The sequence below is a fragment of the Phyllobacterium bourgognense genome, from assembly GCF_003337575.1.
Lineage (GTDB): Bacteria > Pseudomonadota > Alphaproteobacteria > Rhizobiales > Rhizobiaceae > Phyllobacterium > Phyllobacterium bourgognense.
This window is the reverse complement of sequence record NZ_QPJM01000006.1, coordinates 110,254-124,506: the sequence shown is the minus strand read 5'-3', so window position 1 is coordinate 124,506 and position 14,253 is coordinate 110,254. Positions and strand designations below refer to the sequence as shown.

Below are 14,253 nucleotides of genomic sequence, written 5' to 3'. Positions count from 1 at the left end.
CCCACTTTCAACCCTTGGGGAAACCCTGAGTCTCGACCGTATAGCCGGCGGCAGTCATGACCCGCATCAGTTCCTTATACCCGACTTGCGCCATCTTGAGCGGTGGATTTTTCTTCGGATCCTGTTCGGCCTCGACCACGAACCAGCCTTCATAGCCGTAATCGGCAAACTTTTGGACGATTGCACCGAAATCCAGCGAGCCGTCACCCGGTACGGTGAAGGCGCCGAGGGCAACCGCGTCGAGGAAGGACTGCCTCGAGCGGTCCAGACCGTCGATCACCGGCATGCGGACATCCTTGACATGCACATGGTTGATCCGCCGGTGATGATTGTCGATTGCGCGCAGTACATCGCCGCCGGCGAAGGCCAGATGGCCGGCATCCAGCAGGAGCGGAATACCCTCGCCGGAATATTTTATGAAGGCGTCGAGCTCCGGTTCGGTTTCGACGACTGCCGCCATGTGGTGATGGTAGGAGAGCGGCATGCCCTGCTGTGCGCACCATTCACCGAACTCGGTGACCTTGCGAGCATAGACCTTCATCTCCTCGTCGCCGAGTTTCGGTTTGGTAGCCAGGGGCTTGGACCGATCGCCCTGGATCGAGCGGCCGACCTCGCCGTAGACGATGCAGGGCGCATTCACGGCCTTGAAAAGGTCGATCATCGGCTGGATGCGGTCCTTGTTCTTCGCCAGATCCTCGTCAACCAGCGTGCCCGAGAACCAGCCGCCGCACAGCGTAACATCCGCCTCCCGCAGGATCGGCAGCATCACATCCGGATCGTTGGGAAATCGGCGGCCCATTTCCATGCCGGTAAAGCCCGCAGAACGCGATTGGTGAAGGCACTCCTCCAGCGAGACGTCGTCACTGAGCTCCGCGAGATCATCGTTCCACCATGCGATCGGGGACATGCCCAGTTTTGCCTTCACGTCATTACTCCAATAATAAGGTTACTTTTGCGCCCGCCCATTCATCACCCCCTCATCCGGCCGCCGCGCGGCCGGATGAGGGGGCCAATTGTGATTTGCAATCTTTATCAGCTAGTTCCCGACCGACCTCAGCTTAATCGCTTCCTCATAGGCCTTGCGCTTGGCATTGACCTCGCTACGCTGGCTGACCTCAGGCACAGCGACATCCCACCAGAATCCACCCTCCTCGGTGGATATCAGGGGGTCGGTATCGATGACGATGACCGTCGTCCGGTCATTCCGTTTGGCTCGCTCCAAAGCGCTCTCCATGTCGGCAATGGAGCTCACCTTCTCGGATATCGCGCCAAGGCTGCGGGCGTGGGCAGCGAAGTCTATCTCCAGCAGGACCTCGTGCCTGGCGTCCTTCAGGAGATTGTTGAAGTTCGCCCCGCCTGTACCCATCTGCAGCCGGTTGATGCAGCCATAGCCGCGATTGTCGAGCAGCACGATGTTGATCTTGTGGCCGAGCATCACCGATGTGGCGATCTCCGAATTCAGCATCAGGTAAGAGCCGTCTCCGATCATGACCACGACCTCATCGTCGGGCTTGGCCATTTTGGCGCCGAGCCCGCCCGCAATCTCATAACCCATGCAGGAGAAGCCGTATTCGGCGTGGTAGGACCCGGGTGCGCCTGCCTGCCACAACTTGTGCATTTCGCCCGGCAGACCGCCTGCCGCGTGCAGGACAGTGGCTTCGCTGCCCATGGTTCGTTGAACGGCACCGATCACCTGTGCGTCAGAAGGCAGCGCTGCATTTGTCGGGCCTGTGACCTTTGCCGCAGCTCTCTGCCATTCCGCCTTGCCACTTTCGGCTTTCTCGGTCCAGCCTTTCGGAGCGCGATAGTTCTTGAGCCCGGCGGCAAGTTCGATCAGGCCCTCCCGCGCGTCACCCACCAGCGGCAACGCCCGGTGCTTGGCCGCATCGAACGGCTGGATGTTGAGGCCGATAAAGGTCTTCTCGGTATTCTGGAACAGCGCCCACGAGCCGGTGGTGAAGTCCTGGAGCCGCGTTCCGACCGCGAGGATGACATCGGCCTCCTGCGCCAGCCGGTTGGCTGCTGACGTCCCGGTGACGCCGACAGCCGCCATGTTGAGTGGGTGCCTGTCGGGCAGCGAAGATTTGCCGCCCTGGGTCTCGCATACCGGAATGCCGGCTGCCTCGACGAAATCGGCGAGTTCGCGGGAGGCTTCGGAATAGATGACACCGCCGCCGGCGATCACCAGCGGCTTTTCCGCCGAACGCAGCGCGCCGATTGCGGCGGCGAGCTCGCCGACATCGGGCCGCGGGCGTCTCGGTGCCCAAAGCCGTTCCTCGAAGAAGCTTTCCGGATAGTCATAGGCTTCGGCCTGCACATCCTGACACAGGGCGAGCGTGACCGGCCCGCATTCGGCAGGGTCGGTGAGCACGGTCATCGTTCGTTGCAGCGCAGGAATGATCTGTTCGGGCCGCGTGATACGGTCGAAATAGCGCGACACCGGCCGAAAGCAATCATTGGCGGAAACTGTGCCATCGCCAAAGGATTCTACCTGCTGCAGCACAGGATCCGGAACACGGTTGGCGAAGACATCGCCCGGCAGGAGAAGCAGCGGCAGGCGGTTGACATGCGCCAGCGCCGCAGCCGTCACCATGTTCGTTGCACCGGGCCCGACGGAACTCGTCACCGCCATCATGCGGCGGCGGAAAGTCGCCTTGGCAAAGGCAATAGCGGCATGGGCCATCGCTTGCTCGTTATGGGCGCGATAGGTCGGTAGTTCTTCGCGGACCTGATAAAGCGCCTCGCCGAGACCGGCGACATTGCCATGGCCGAAGATAGCCCAGACGCCCGCGAAGACCGGTACTTTCTTCCCGTCGATCACTGTCATCTGCTGGCTCAGAAACCGCGTCAGGGCCTGTGCCATGGTCAGGCGTATTGTCTTGGTCATGTCAGTCTCCTCCAGGCTATATGCTATGCCGCTTGTCTGCTGCGGCTGGCAAGCCAGGCCTTGGTCAATTTTTCGAAACGATCGGCCATGTCGTCGATCGCGGCCTCATCGGAAATTCGCCCCGAGAGCCAGTCTTCCGCCGCGTCCATGAACAATGTCCGGCCGACGGCAAAGCCCTTGACAATGGGTGCCCCGGCAGTTGCGGCAAACGCTGCCTCAAGCTCGTCGTGCGGCGCTTCCAGCCCAAGCAGCACGACACCGCGGCACCAGGGATCGTGCCTTTCGATCACTGCCTCGATGTTTTTCCAGGCCGTCGCCGAGGCTTGCGGCTCGAGCTTCCACCAGTCCGGTTTGATACCCAGCGTGTAAAGTTCTTCCAGTGCTCGCGGAATGGTGTTGTCGTCGAGCTTGCCGTGCTTGCCGGCAATAATTTCGATCAGCAATTCGCGTCCGACCTTGCGTGCTGCTTCGAACAGCGTGCGCAACTTCTGCTGCTGTTCCAGCTTCAGATCGGCAGGATCGTCCGGGTGGTAGAAGCACAGGCATTTGATGCAATGATCCACCGGCCATTCCGCCAGTTGCGAGCCGATATCCTGCGAAAATTCGAAGCGCAGTGGACGCGACCCAGGCAGTTCCACCGGCCGTCCGAGCCAGTCGAAGTTATGACGCGCGAACTCGAACATCGCCTCGCGTCCAAATTTCTCGTCAAGCAGCATGCCATAACCGTCACGGCCATCGGCGACCTTTGCCGCCGCCTTCACCGCCAGCTCCTTGAATGCGCGGATTTTGGCATCATCGGCACCAACCTTTTGCGCAAGATCTTCCAACTGCACACGGTGATCGATGGCGAAGGTCATCATAGACGGTATTGCCCACCGCCGCGTGGTTGCCCAATGCACATGGTTGATTGCCTCGTCCTTGCGCAGGGCGTGAAATTTGCTGCCATGCTTCAGGAAATATTGCAGTTCCTCGAAGGTCGGAATCTCGGGTGCACACAGCAGGCGCGACACCGCAAAGGCACCGCACGCATTGGCCCAGGTTGCCGCTGTCGCCAATGACTCGCCGCCGAGCCAGCCGCGCAGGAAGCCCGACATGAAGGCATCGCCGGCACCGAGGACGTTGAACACTTCGATCGGAAAGCCCTTGCCGACAATACCATCCTCGAGATCGTCGGAAATTGCGCCTTCGTAAACGATGCAACCCATCGGCCCGCGCTTCAATACGATTGTCCCGCTCGAAAGCGCCCTAATGGTCTTCAGCGCGCTGAGAAGATCGTCCTCACCCGACGCAATCAGCACTTCCTCTTCCGTGCCGACGATCAGGTCGCAATCGGCAAGGACGGTCTTCAGGTGGTTGGAGACGGCGTCGGAGGCGATGTAGCGGCTATCGCCCTCGCCGTGTCCTGCCAGTCCCCACAAATTGGGCCGATAGTCGATATCGAACACAACCTTGCCGCCCGCTTCTTTCATCAGACGAATGGCCTTGCGTTGAGCCGCATCGGGCTTTGGCTTGGAAAAATGCGTACCAGTGACCACGACGGCGCGCGCCGAACGGATGAATCCAGGATCGACATCGCCCTCATCAAGCGCCATGTCGGCGCAGTTCTCACGGTAGAATATCAGCGGAAAACTCTTGTCGTTCTCGACCGAGAGGATAACCAGGGCCGACAGCCGCTCCGCATCTGTGATGATTCCGTCCGTCGCGACGCCTTCGCGCACCATCTGCTCGCGTATATACCGGCCGATCTGCTCGTCGCCCACGCGGGACAATAGCGCCGAGCGCAGGCCGAGCCGCGCCGTACCGATCGCTATATTGGCAGGGCATCCGCCAACGGACTTGGCAAACGAGGTAATATCCTCGAGCCGGGAGCCGATCTGCTGGCCGTAGAGATCGACGGACGAGCGGCCGATGGTAATGACATCGAGCGCGTGGCCCGTATCAGCTCTGTCCATGATATCCTCCCGATAGACTGATAAACTGCGGCGCACACAGGCCGGAAATTTTCTTATATGAAATAATAATTCTATCGAATCGTCAATATGGAATGTCTGTTCTTTTTATCTTTTGGATCATGCTTTCACCATTGAATATGAAATGTACGTGCATTATAATTACATAAAGTATATACAGGAGGGTTCCATGCCACGCACCACTCAGCATCCCAAGGCAGATACATTCAACTTCCGGATAGACCCTGACCTGAAGGCGGCTTTTACCCATGCAACCGAAGCTGAGGACAAGCCTGCCGCTCAAGTTCTGCGGGACTTCATGCGAAGCTATGTGGAACGCCAACAGCGCAAGGCATTTGAACTTGAAGCGCGGCGGCAATCTCTTGCAATTGCAAGAAGGTCTCGCAATCCAGAGACGGATGAGTACGCGTCACTGCAGGAACTGGAAGCTCTGTTTGACGACACCGCTATCGATGATGATAGCGCCAAATGAAGCGAGGCGATCTGGTAACGATCGTTGTCAATGGTGACTATGGCAAACCCCGTCCGGCACTCATTGTGCAGTCGGATGCATTTGACCTGCTTCCGTCAATAACGGTGCTCCAATTGACGAGTGACGTTCACGATGAACATCTGGCACGCATTACAGTTAACCCAACGATCGAAAATGGCCTGCGAGAGCGTTCACAGATAATGATCGATCGCGCCATGACAGTACCGCGAACAAAAGTTGGACGAGTGTTCGGACATTTGGACAGCGAGACGATAGCCAATATCAACAAGGCGATGACGCGCTTTCTGGGATTGGATGAAAGCGCCTAAAAACTCCGCCGCTTCTCCGCCACGCTGACTGTCAGCGCCATGGCGAGCGCCATCGTCCCGGACAGCGACCGGAACCCGGAGAAGTCACCCTCCGCCGCTTCGAACCACACCTTGGCAGACTGGGCGAGTGGCGAAAACGCACTGTCGGTAATGGCGACGACGGGTACATTGCGCGCCGCCAGCGCCGCCGCATGCTCGATTGTCGCCGAGGCATAGGGCGAAAAGCTGATGGCGATGGCGGCGTCGGTCGGCTTGGCAAAGGAAAGGATTTCCGGATCGATACCAGCTGTCGATTCGATCAACTGGTTACGGATTTTCAGCTTGCCGAAAGCGTAGGCCATATAGGCGGTGATCGGATAGGAACGGCGCCGCGCCAGCAGATAGATCGTCTCGGCTCCCGCCAGGATATCCACTGCACTGGCCAGTACATCCTCCTCGACATTGTGCGAAATCGTCTCGATTGAATGGCTGGCCGCAGTCAAAAATCCGTTGAGGATGACGCGGTTCTTGGAAAGGCCGTGCGTGTCGCCACGCAGCGCTGACAGTCGCTCTTCATAGGAAACCTGCCGCTCGCGCAGCCGTTCCCGGAATACCGATTGCAGGCTGGTGAAACCGTCGAAACCGAGATGCTGGGCAAAGCGGATCAACGTCGAAGGTTGAACGCCTGCCGTCTGTGCAATGCTTGCCGCCGTGCCAAACGCGATCTCATCGGGATTGCTCAAGGCATAGGCCGCGATCTGCGCCAGACGCTTCGGCAGCATCTCGCGACGGTCGAGGATCATCGTGCGCAGCGCATCGAAATCCCGTGGCAACGACACTTCATTGTCCATGCTTTCCACCCGCAGAGTTTCCTCGTTGCTGCTTCTGGTCCGAGCAAAATATTTATATCAGGACGGATCAGTTATTCCATTTTTTCTTGTTATAGATTATTTCAATCGAGAACTGCAAGCGATGGGAGCAAGCGATGCTGGGCGTAGGACTGATCGGAACGGGCTTCATGGGCAAATGCCATGCACTTGCGTGGAATTCGGTTCGCGCCGTCTTCGGCGATGTGCCGGCAGTGCGGCTCGTGCATCTCGGCGAAGCCAACACGGAGCTCGCCGTGCGCCGCGCCAACGAGTTCGGTTTCCAGAAAGCCTCGGGCGATTGGCGCGCTGTCATCGACGACCCGCAAGTCGATGTCGTCTCCATCACCACCCCCAACCAGTTTCATCCGGAAATGGCGATTGCAGCATTGAAAGCCGGCAAGCATATCTGGTGCGAAAAGCCCATGGCGCCAACATTCAGCGACGCGGAAGCCATGCTCGCCGCGGCGAAGAAGTCGGGCAAGGTTGCAGCCCTCGGCTACAATTATATCCAGGGGCCCGCCATTCGCCACATTCGCAAGCTGCTAGCCGAGAAGATCATCGGCGACATCAACCATCTGCGCATCGAGATGGATGAGGACTTCATGGCCGATCCCGATGCCCTCTTCAATTGGAAACACGAAGCAACATCGGGGTACGGCGCGCTCGACGATTTTGCTGTCCATCCCCTGTCCTTGCTGTTCACGCTGTTTGGCCGGGTTTCCCGCGTCATGTGCGATATGTCGAAGCCCTACGCCACCCGCAAGACGGCCAATGGCACGGACCGCGCGGTCGAAACCTATGATAGCGCCAGCGTTCTTATGCACATGGAAAACGGCGTTGCCGGCACCTTGCAGGCCAATCGCTCCGCCTGGGGCCGCAAGGGGCGCATTGCGTTGCAGGTATTCGGCTCGAAGGGTTCGATCCTGTTCGATCAGGAACGCGCCAATGAATTCCAGCTTTACGTCACCGCCGACCGCGCCACCGAACAGGGCTACCGCACCATTCTGACGGCGCCGCATCATGAGCCCTATGGGCAATTTATCCCGGCGCCCGGCCACGGCCTCGGCTTCAACGACCTGAAGATCATCGAGTGCCACGAGTTGATCAAGCGCATCAACGGCCAGCCCGCACATCTGATCGAATTCGCTGACGGCCTCGAAATCGAGCGCACCGTGCATGCCATGGCGCGTTCCTATCAGGAACAACGCTGGGTGGATGTGCGGTAATTTCTTCATGCAACCAACGACAACCCCTATGACGCGTTGCGTTATAGGGGTATATAATTTATTCTCAAGTCATGATTCAAAACTTTGCCGATCGTGAAACGCAGTTGATCTGGTCCGGTGTTAGAAGTCGAAAATTGCCATCTGATATTCAGGCGGTGGCCTTGCGAAAATTGCGTCTTTTAAATCAGGCACGGGTAGTGGAGGATCTCCGGATTCCACCCGGTAACCGTCTTGAAACGCTTAAGGGCAATTTGGCAGGACGGCATTCGATCAGGATAAACGATCAGTGGCGCATTTGTTTCGTTTGGCAGGAAGGAGGCGCAAGAGATGTCAAAATCATCGATTACCATGACTAACAAAAATTGGCTGCCGAATCCGCATCCCGGCGAAATACTGTTGGAAGAATTCTTGAAACCCTTGGGCCTTAGCCAGAATGGCCTTGCCCGAGCGGTTCACGTTCCGCCACGACGCATCAATGAGATCGTATTAGGCAAACGAGACGTCACTGCCGACACCGATCTTCGACTCGCGCGCTATTTCGGCATCTCGGAGGGTTATTTTTTGGGACTGCAATCCGACTTTGACCTTTTGCAAAAACGTCGGGAAATAGATAGGGATTTGGCGACCATCGAGCCAAGGGCGGCGTGAAGGGTGCGCGGTTGACACGCACCCCTCACGTCTGATTAGACCCTGATCGTCTTGCCTTCCTTGACCGACCTCACTGCTGCATCGGCCAGCGCCAGTGCAATCAAGCCATCTTCGCCGCTCGGCGCCGCCTTCGTGCCCTTCGCAATCGCGCTGATGAACGCGGCGATCTCGTTGGCGTAGGCCTCCGTGTAGCGTGTCATGAAGAAGTCGTGCAGCGGCGGGCGCGTATAACCACTGCCGTTGGCGATCTCGATCGATACCGGCCGCTGGTTTTCCGCCGCGACCATGCCCTTTGAGCCATGCACTTCAATGCGCTGGTCATAGCCATAGGTCGCGCGGCGTGAATTCGAGATCACGCACTGCTTGCCAGACCCCGTCGAAAGAATGACGCTGACGCTGTCGTAATCGCCAAGCTCGCCGATCTTTTTGTCGACCAGCACCGACGCATGCGCGGTGACGGCAACCGGATCTTCGCCAAGGAGAAACCGCGCCATGTCGAAATCATGGATGGTCATGTCGCGGAAAATGCCACCGGAGCGGCTGATATATTCGGCCGGTGGCGCGCCAGGGTCGCGCGACGTGATTGTCACCATCTCGACATCGCCGATCTGACCGTCGTCGATCGCCTTGCGTACCGCAGCGAAATGCGGATCGAAACGGCGATTGAACCCGACCATCAGCGTCGCACCCGTTTCGCGCACCACCGCAAGGCATTCTTCGACCCGTTTCACATCGAGATCGATCGGCTTCTCGCAGAAGATGGCCTTGCCGGCGCGAGAAAAGCGTTCGATCAGGTCCGCGTGCGTGTCGGTCGGCGTGCAGATGATGACCGCATCGATGTCCGAGGCCTTCTCGATCTCGTCGATGATGCGAATCTCACAGCCATGCGCAGCGGAAAGATCCTTGGCAGCCTGTTCGAAAGCATCGGCGACGGCGACGAGCTTCGCTTCTGGGTTCGACGTTACCGCTTTGGCGTGAACCTTGCCGATACGGCCTGCACCGAGCAGACCAAAACGTACACTCATTTTTTACCTCTTGAAAGAAGCCCGGAAGTATCCCGGGCGTTACAGATTTTTAAAGCTCCCGGAGGCTTTGTGAAAATTCATCCTGATGCGGCAGATGGTGCGGTTTTCGAGAACCGGAGCACAGCGGACATTTAGGTCCGTGAGCACCGGAAGCGGAGAAAATCGCTTCAGGTGCCCATCAGGGTGGATTTTGAAAGCCTCTTAAACTTTTCTCTTCTTCTGGCGGTACACATCCACGATAACTGCGGCAACGATGATCACGCCTTTGATGATTTCCTGGTAGTAGGCATCGACCCGCAGGAACGTAAAGCCGGAGATCATGATGCCAAGGATGATCGCGCCGATGACCGTGCCGGTAATACGCCCGACACCGCCGGCGAGCGAGGTGCCGCCGATGACGGCCGCCGCGATTGCGTCGAGTTCATAGTTGACGCCCATGCCCGCCTGCGCGGTCTGTGCCCGGGCAGCGGTAACGATGCCGGCAAGTCCAGCCAGCAATCCGGCAATGGCATACACCTTGATGAGATGTTTCTCGACATTGATGCCGGAAACCCGTGCCGCCTGCACATTGGCGCCGATGGCGTAGGTGAACTTGCCATAGCGCGTGTAGCGCAAGGCGATGTGGAAAACGAGCGCCACGACGAGAAACACAACCACGGGCCAGATGCTTGAGCCGATGAAGGTGAACTGGTCGGTCAGGCCTGAAACCGGCGAGCCCTTGGTGTACCATTTTGCTATGCCGCGGGCCGACACCATCATGCCGAGCGTGGCGATGAACGGCGGTATCTTTGTATAGGCGATCAGCCAGCCATTGATGATGCCGGCGAGCAGACCGATGCCAAGGCCGATGCCTATCGGCACGAAAAACGGCAGGTCCGTCAAGGCGGGATAGACCGGCCGCGCCCAGGTGGAGGCCTGCGCGAAACTTGCTGCAATCATCGCGGTTGCACCGACGACCGAGCCGGAGGACAGGTCGATGCCGCCAGTGATGATCACCTGCGTCACGCCGACTGCAATGATGCCGATGACGGAGACCTGCAGGATAATGATCCGCAGGCGCTGCACATTCATCAGGAAGCTCTGTCCGGCAAAAATCCAGCCGAGTATTTCGAAAACCAGCGCGATACCGATCAGCACCAAAAGGATGTTGACCTCGGGGGGCATACGCCGGCGGTGCCTGCGCCCGAGTGCGGGTGTTGTTGCCTTGGCCGTCACCTGCTCGCTTGTCATTATAAATTCCTCCAAATATTCCAGGCAGCGCTAAACAACCGTTTAAGAAGTCAGCCTGACGAGTTGGCTGGTGCGATTTTTGAGGATCGGAGCGCAGCGGACGTTAAAGTCCGTGAGCACCGGAAGCGCAAAAAATCGCATCAGAGAACCGTCAGGGTGGACTATCAAACGGTTGTTCATTTTGATGCCAGCTCCATCACCTTCACCTGCGTGGCTTCGGCGCGATCGAGAAAACCGGTAACCCGGCCCTCATGCATCACCATGACCCGGTCGCTCATGCCAAGCACTTCCGGCATTTCCGACGAGATCATGATCACCGCGACGCCCTGTTTGGCGAGTTGCGATACGAGGCGGTGAATCTCCGCCTTGGCGCCGACATCGATGCCGCGTGTCGGTTCGTCGAGAATGAGGATCTTCGGATTGGTCAGAAGCCACCGGCCGATCAACACTTTCTGCTGGTTACCGCCGGAAAGGTTCTCGACCCTTTCCTCCATGTTCGGAGTCTTGACCCGCAACGTATCGCTCATCTTGGTGCACGCCGCGGTAATGCCGTTCTCCTGGACAAACCCGTACTTGACGAAACGGTCCTGCAGCACCGCGATCTGCATGTTTTCGAGGACGTCGAGAATAAGCAGACAGCCCGTTTCCTTGCGGTCTTCGGTGATGAAAGCCATGCCGTGGCTGATGGCCTGCGTCGGCGAAGTCATCTTGACCACCTCGCCTTTGATCTCGATGGTTCCGCTCGTCGCCGGTGTCACGCCGAAAATCGTCTCGGCAACGTTCGAGCGGCCAGAACCGACCAGTCCGGCAACGCCGAGGATTTCGCCCGCGCGCACGTCGAACGACACGTTGTGGAACACGTTTTTCAGCGAAAGGTCTTTTACCGAAAGCACCACATCGCCGATCGGCACCTCTTCTTTCGGAAACATCTGCGTGATCTCGCGGCCGACCATCATCTTGATGATATCGTCGCGCGTCACATCGGTGGAAAGATGCGTGCCGATATAGCGCCCGTCGCGGAACACCGAGAACTCGTCCGCGATCTCGAAAAGCTCGTTCATCTTGTGGGTGATATAGACGATGCCGATACCCTGCTCGCGCAGGCTACGGATGATCTCGAACAGATGCGCCACCTCGCGCTCGGTCAGCGCCGATGTCGGCTCATCCATGATCAGGACATCGGATTCATATGAAACCGCCTTGGCGATCTCCACCATCTGCCGGTTGGCGACGCTCAAATCCCGCACCTGGCTTTCCGGATCGAGCTTGATGTTCAGCCGCTCGAACAGGTCTGCGGTCATGTCGTACATCTTGCCGTGATCGACGAAGCCGAAGCCGTTCTTCGGTTCGCGCCGGATCCAGATATTCTCCGCCACCGTCATGAACGGCATCAGGTTGAGCTCCTGATGGATCATGGCGATACCATTTTCCAGCGCATCGAGTGGCGATTTCAGGCGGATTGGCAGGCCTTTCAGATGAACCTCGCCCTGATCTGGAATGTATATTCCAGCAAGGATCTTCATCAGCGTGGATTTACCGGCGCCGTTCTCGCCCATCAGCGCATGTACAGTGCCGCGTTTGAGCCGGAACTGCACATTGTCCAGCGCCAGAACGCCGGGAAATTCCTTGCGGATATTTTCGACATTCAAGAGATATTCCGATTGCGGTATGGCGCCACTGGCGCGCACCGCCGCCATGGTCGAGGGACTGACTGCCATGATCATCTCCTCCCAGAGAGGCTCTATCATACACCGGAACGCAGCAGATTGACGCGTTCCGGTTGAAGGTTAGGCGCGATGGAGGCCTTTTGAGAATTCAGCCTGACGAGGCAGGTGGTGCGGTTTTCGAGAACCGGAGCGCAGTGGACATTTTCGTCCATGAGCACCGGAAGCGCAGCAAAATCGCATCAGATGCCTGTCAGGGTGGATTGGCAAAGGTCTCCTCAATTGGACTTCTGATACTTCGACAGGTTCTCCGGCGTCACCAGTTCGAACGGCACATAGACCTTGGTCTCGACCTTCTCGCCCTTGGAGAGCTTCAGCGCGGCATCGACAGCGCCTTGGCCCTGACCGGCAGCATTCTGGAACACCGTCACGTCGAGGTCGCCGGCAGCCATGGCGGCAAGTGCGTCCTGCGTTGCATCGACACCGCCAACCACAACGCTGTCCATCGAACGACCGGCAGCCTTCAAGGCCTGGATCGCGCCGATGGCCATTTCGTCATTGTTGGAGACGACCGCATCGAATTCGAGACCGGCCGAGAGCCAGTTCGTCATCAGGTCGGAGCCTTCGGTGCGCGACCAGTTGGCGGTCTGCTCCTCGACGATCTCGAGGCCCTTGCATTCGTCGGTTGCGATCACGTCATGCACGTCCTTGGTGCGCTGGCGGGCAGCCTGGTTGGAGAGCTCGCCCATCATCACGACGATCTTGCCCTTGCCCTTCAAGAGCTTGCAGACTTCCTTGGTTTCCAGCGTGCCGGATTCCACTTCGTTGGAAGCAACGAAAGCCTGCTTTTCCGGCAAGCTGTCGACATTTGCCGGCTCGCGGTTGACATAGACCAGGGGGATGCCCGCATCGGCGGCTATCTTCGACATGGCTGCGGTCGCATCCGTGTCCACCGCGTTGACGATGATCGCGTCGACCTTGGACGCAATGAAATTCTGGATCTGGCTTTGCTGCTTGGCAACGTCGTTCTGCGCATCCTCGATCTGCAAGGTCACGCCATCCAGTGTCTTGGCATAGTCCTGCATGCCATTGCGCAGGACGGTCAGGAAGTTATCGTCGAACTTCGCCATCGAGACGCCAATATTCGCGGCCGAAGCCGAACCAGCCATCAATGCTGAAACAGCCACTCCAAGCAAAAACTTTTTCATGTCTTCTCCTCCACAAATGGTGCCCCGGCTGCACCTGTTTAATCCGGAACCCTTCATACCCCGATCCTGCCAACCCACCTTTGTCCCTGGCTGGCAAATACCCGGATATGAAGCGTGCGCGACGTTTGCGCGCAAATCTTGATCTGAACACCCATTACGGAATATACGAACCGTTATGCCCAGCGTCTGAAATATTTATTCCATTTTATGCAGGAAGCGTCAAGCAGGATTCGAGAACGAGGCCAATTAATGAGACGCCGCAGATTGCACTGCTGTGCAGCCTGATTTAGGGAACCTTCTGGGCGAAACTCGGTTAATTCCACAACCGGAGGCGACCACATGCGCATTCAAACATGGATATCGACGGCTGTTATCATTCTCTTGGCGGTCGCGGCGTTCCTTTGGCTTTACCCCGCCGGCGATCAAACGCCCGGCGAACCTGCGCCGCATGCACTGGATCAGTCCAATTAACCCTTCCATCCAACACAAAAAGGATCAAATAGTGAATCGCAATGGCCTGTATCTGATTATTGGAGCGCTTCTCGTCGCTGTCATCGGTCTTGGTGTCTACGCCTACCGGGAGGAAACCAAGCCCGCAGGCGTCGAACTGAAAATCGGAGAGGGCGGAGTGTCCATCGAGGAGAACTAGGTCGTGAATGGGCACCGCGCATTGTAATTGGGGAAATCCCGCCTACACCCGCACCGACTGCCAGAAACTGACCGGGACGGGCCTTTCGAGTATCGGC

15 protein-coding genes are annotated in these 14,253 nt (G+C 58.0%); 7 read left to right on the top strand and 8 right to left on the bottom strand.

Annotation, left to right across the window (positions count from 1 at the left end):
• Window positions 1–7: 7 nt before the first annotated feature.
• The 3 genes from iolE to C7476_RS12765 all read right to left on the bottom strand — a co-directional run bounded on the left by iolE (window position 8) and on the right by C7476_RS12765 (window position 4,839).
• Window positions 8–925 (bottom strand): myo-inosose-2 dehydratase, encoded by a 918-nt coding sequence (gene iolE / locus C7476_RS12775; RefSeq protein WP_114430300.1) that lies wholly within the window; start codon window positions 923–925, stop codon window positions 8–10.
• A 111-nt stretch (window positions 926–1,036) separates the two neighbouring features.
• Complete coding sequence (iolD, locus tag C7476_RS12770) at window positions 1,037–2,887, bottom strand: 3D-(3,5/4)-trihydroxycyclohexane-1,2-dione acylhydrolase (decyclizing) (protein ID WP_114430299.1); 1,851 nt, start codon at window positions 2,885–2,887, stop codon at window positions 1,037–1,039.
• 23 nt (window positions 2,888–2,910) lie between these two features.
• Complete coding sequence (locus C7476_RS12765) at window positions 2,911–4,839, bottom strand: bifunctional 5-dehydro-2-deoxygluconokinase/5-dehydro-2-deoxyphosphogluconate aldolase (RefSeq protein ID WP_114430298.1); 1,929 nt, start codon at window positions 4,837–4,839, stop codon at window positions 2,911–2,913.
• A 187-nt stretch (window positions 4,840–5,026) separates the two neighbouring features.
• On the opposite strand from C7476_RS12765, the gene C7476_RS12760 reads away from it, so the two are divergent.
• Both C7476_RS12760 and C7476_RS12755 read left to right on the top strand, forming a co-directional pair.
• Complete coding sequence (locus tag C7476_RS12760) at window positions 5,027–5,329, top strand: hypothetical protein (RefSeq protein ID WP_114430455.1); 303 nt, start codon at window positions 5,027–5,029, stop codon at window positions 5,327–5,329.
• On the top strand, window positions 5,326–5,658 hold the full coding sequence (locus C7476_RS12755; RefSeq protein WP_114430297.1) for a type II toxin-antitoxin system PemK/MazF family toxin: 333 nt from the start codon (window positions 5,326–5,328) through the stop codon (window positions 5,656–5,658). Before C7476_RS12760 ends, C7476_RS12755 begins: the two co-directional genes overlap by 4 nt.
• On the opposite strand, the gene C7476_RS12750 is transcribed toward C7476_RS12755, so the two are convergent.
• Complete coding sequence (locus tag C7476_RS12750; RefSeq protein WP_114430296.1) at window positions 5,655–6,488, bottom strand: MurR/RpiR family transcriptional regulator; 834 nt, start codon at window positions 6,486–6,488, stop codon at window positions 5,655–5,657. The genes C7476_RS12755 and C7476_RS12750 overlap by 4 nt on opposite strands.
• 134 nt (window positions 6,489–6,622) lie before the next feature.
• Here C7476_RS12750 and C7476_RS12745 point away from each other — a divergent pair, with 134 nt between their 5' ends.
• The 3 genes from C7476_RS12745 (at window position 6,623) to C7476_RS12735 (ending at window position 8,380) form a co-directional block, all read left to right on the top strand.
• Window positions 6,623–7,732: a Gfo/Idh/MocA family protein gene (locus C7476_RS12745; protein ID WP_114430295.1), complete on the top strand. Its 1,110-nt coding sequence runs from the start codon at window positions 6,623–6,625 to the stop codon at window positions 7,730–7,732.
• A 71-nt stretch (window positions 7,733–7,803) separates the two neighbouring features.
• A complete protein-coding gene (locus C7476_RS12740) occupies window positions 7,804–8,088 on the top strand; it encodes a type II toxin-antitoxin system RelE/ParE family toxin (protein ID WP_114430294.1) in 285 nt (94 codons plus the stop codon).
• Complete coding sequence (locus C7476_RS12735; protein WP_114430293.1) at window positions 8,060–8,380, top strand: HigA family addiction module antitoxin; 321 nt, start codon at window positions 8,060–8,062, stop codon at window positions 8,378–8,380. The genes C7476_RS12740 and C7476_RS12735 overlap by 29 nt, the downstream gene beginning before the upstream one ends.
• Window positions 8,381–8,415: 35 nt before the next feature.
• Here the strand turns inward: C7476_RS12735 and iolG are convergent, their stop codons facing one another.
• The 4 genes from iolG to C7476_RS12715 all read right to left on the bottom strand — a co-directional run bounded on the left by iolG (window position 8,416) and on the right by C7476_RS12715 (window position 13,507).
• Window positions 8,416–9,405 carry an inositol 2-dehydrogenase gene (gene iolG / locus C7476_RS12730; RefSeq protein WP_114430292.1) on the bottom strand — a complete coding sequence of 330 codons (990 nt, stop codon included), beginning with the start codon at window positions 9,403–9,405 and terminating at the stop codon, window positions 8,416–8,418.
• A 201-nt stretch (window positions 9,406–9,606) separates the two neighbouring features.
• Window positions 9,607–10,635 carry an ABC transporter permease gene (locus tag C7476_RS12725; protein ID WP_114430291.1) on the bottom strand — a complete coding sequence of 343 codons (1,029 nt, stop codon included), beginning with the start codon at window positions 10,633–10,635 and terminating at the stop codon, window positions 9,607–9,609.
• Window positions 10,636–10,811: 176 nt separating this feature from the next.
• Window positions 10,812–12,353, bottom strand: coding sequence for a sugar ABC transporter ATP-binding protein (locus C7476_RS12720; protein ID WP_114430454.1), 1,542 nt, complete (start codon window positions 12,351–12,353; stop codon window positions 10,812–10,814).
• A gap of 224 nt (window positions 12,354–12,577) precedes the next feature.
• A complete protein-coding gene (locus tag C7476_RS12715) occupies window positions 12,578–13,507 on the bottom strand; it encodes a sugar ABC transporter substrate-binding protein (protein ID WP_114430290.1) in 930 nt (309 codons plus the stop codon).
• Window positions 13,508–13,846: 339 nt separating this feature from the next.
• Between C7476_RS12715 and C7476_RS29105 the strand changes: the two genes are divergently transcribed.
• Window positions 13,847–13,978 carry a hypothetical protein gene (locus C7476_RS29105; protein WP_281032696.1) on the top strand — a complete coding sequence of 44 codons (132 nt, stop codon included), beginning with the start codon at window positions 13,847–13,849 and terminating at the stop codon, window positions 13,976–13,978.
• Between the two features lie 31 nt (window positions 13,979–14,009).
• On the top strand, window positions 14,010–14,156 hold the full coding sequence (locus C7476_RS28140; RefSeq protein WP_181872425.1) for a hypothetical protein: 147 nt from the start codon (window positions 14,010–14,012) through the stop codon (window positions 14,154–14,156).
• Window positions 14,157–14,253 lie beyond the last annotated feature (97 nt).

Excerpts from the sequence above, each read along its gene's own strand:
- iolD (WP_114430299.1), bottom strand. The coding sequence starts at position 2,887 with ATGACCAAGACAATACGCCTGACCATGGCACAGGCCCTGACGCGGTTT.
- C7476_RS12765 (WP_114430298.1), bottom strand. The coding sequence starts at position 4,839 with ATGGACAGAGCTGATACGGGCCACGCGCTCGATGTCATTACCATCGGC.
- C7476_RS12760 (WP_114430455.1), top strand. The coding sequence starts at position 5,027 with ATGCCACGCACCACTCAGCATCCCAAGGCAGATACATTCAACTTCCGG.
- C7476_RS12755 (WP_114430297.1), top strand. The coding sequence starts at position 5,326 with ATGAAGCGAGGCGATCTGGTAACGATCGTTGTCAATGGTGACTATGGC.
- C7476_RS12750 (WP_114430296.1), bottom strand. The coding sequence starts at position 6,488 with ATGGACAATGAAGTGTCGTTGCCACGGGATTTCGATGCGCTGCGCACG.
- C7476_RS12745 (WP_114430295.1), top strand. The coding sequence starts at position 6,623 with ATGCTGGGCGTAGGACTGATCGGAACGGGCTTCATGGGCAAATGCCAT.
- C7476_RS12740 (WP_114430294.1), top strand. The coding sequence starts at position 7,804 with ATGATTCAAAACTTTGCCGATCGTGAAACGCAGTTGATCTGGTCCGGT.
- C7476_RS12735 (WP_114430293.1), top strand. The coding sequence starts at position 8,060 with ATGTCAAAATCATCGATTACCATGACTAACAAAAATTGGCTGCCGAAT.
- iolG (WP_114430292.1), bottom strand. The coding sequence starts at position 9,405 with ATGAGTGTACGTTTTGGTCTGCTCGGTGCAGGCCGTATCGGCAAGGTT.
- C7476_RS12725 (WP_114430291.1), bottom strand. The coding sequence starts at position 10,635 with ATGACAAGCGAGCAGGTGACGGCCAAGGCAACAACACCCGCACTCGGG.
- C7476_RS12720 (WP_114430454.1), bottom strand. The coding sequence starts at position 12,353 with ATGGCAGTCAGTCCCTCGACCATGGCGGCGGTGCGCGCCAGTGGCGCC.
- C7476_RS12715 (WP_114430290.1), bottom strand. The coding sequence starts at position 13,507 with ATGAAAAAGTTTTTGCTTGGAGTGGCTGTTTCAGCATTGATGGCTGGT.
- C7476_RS29105 (WP_281032696.1), top strand. The coding sequence starts at position 13,847 with ATGCGCATTCAAACATGGATATCGACGGCTGTTATCATTCTCTTGGCG.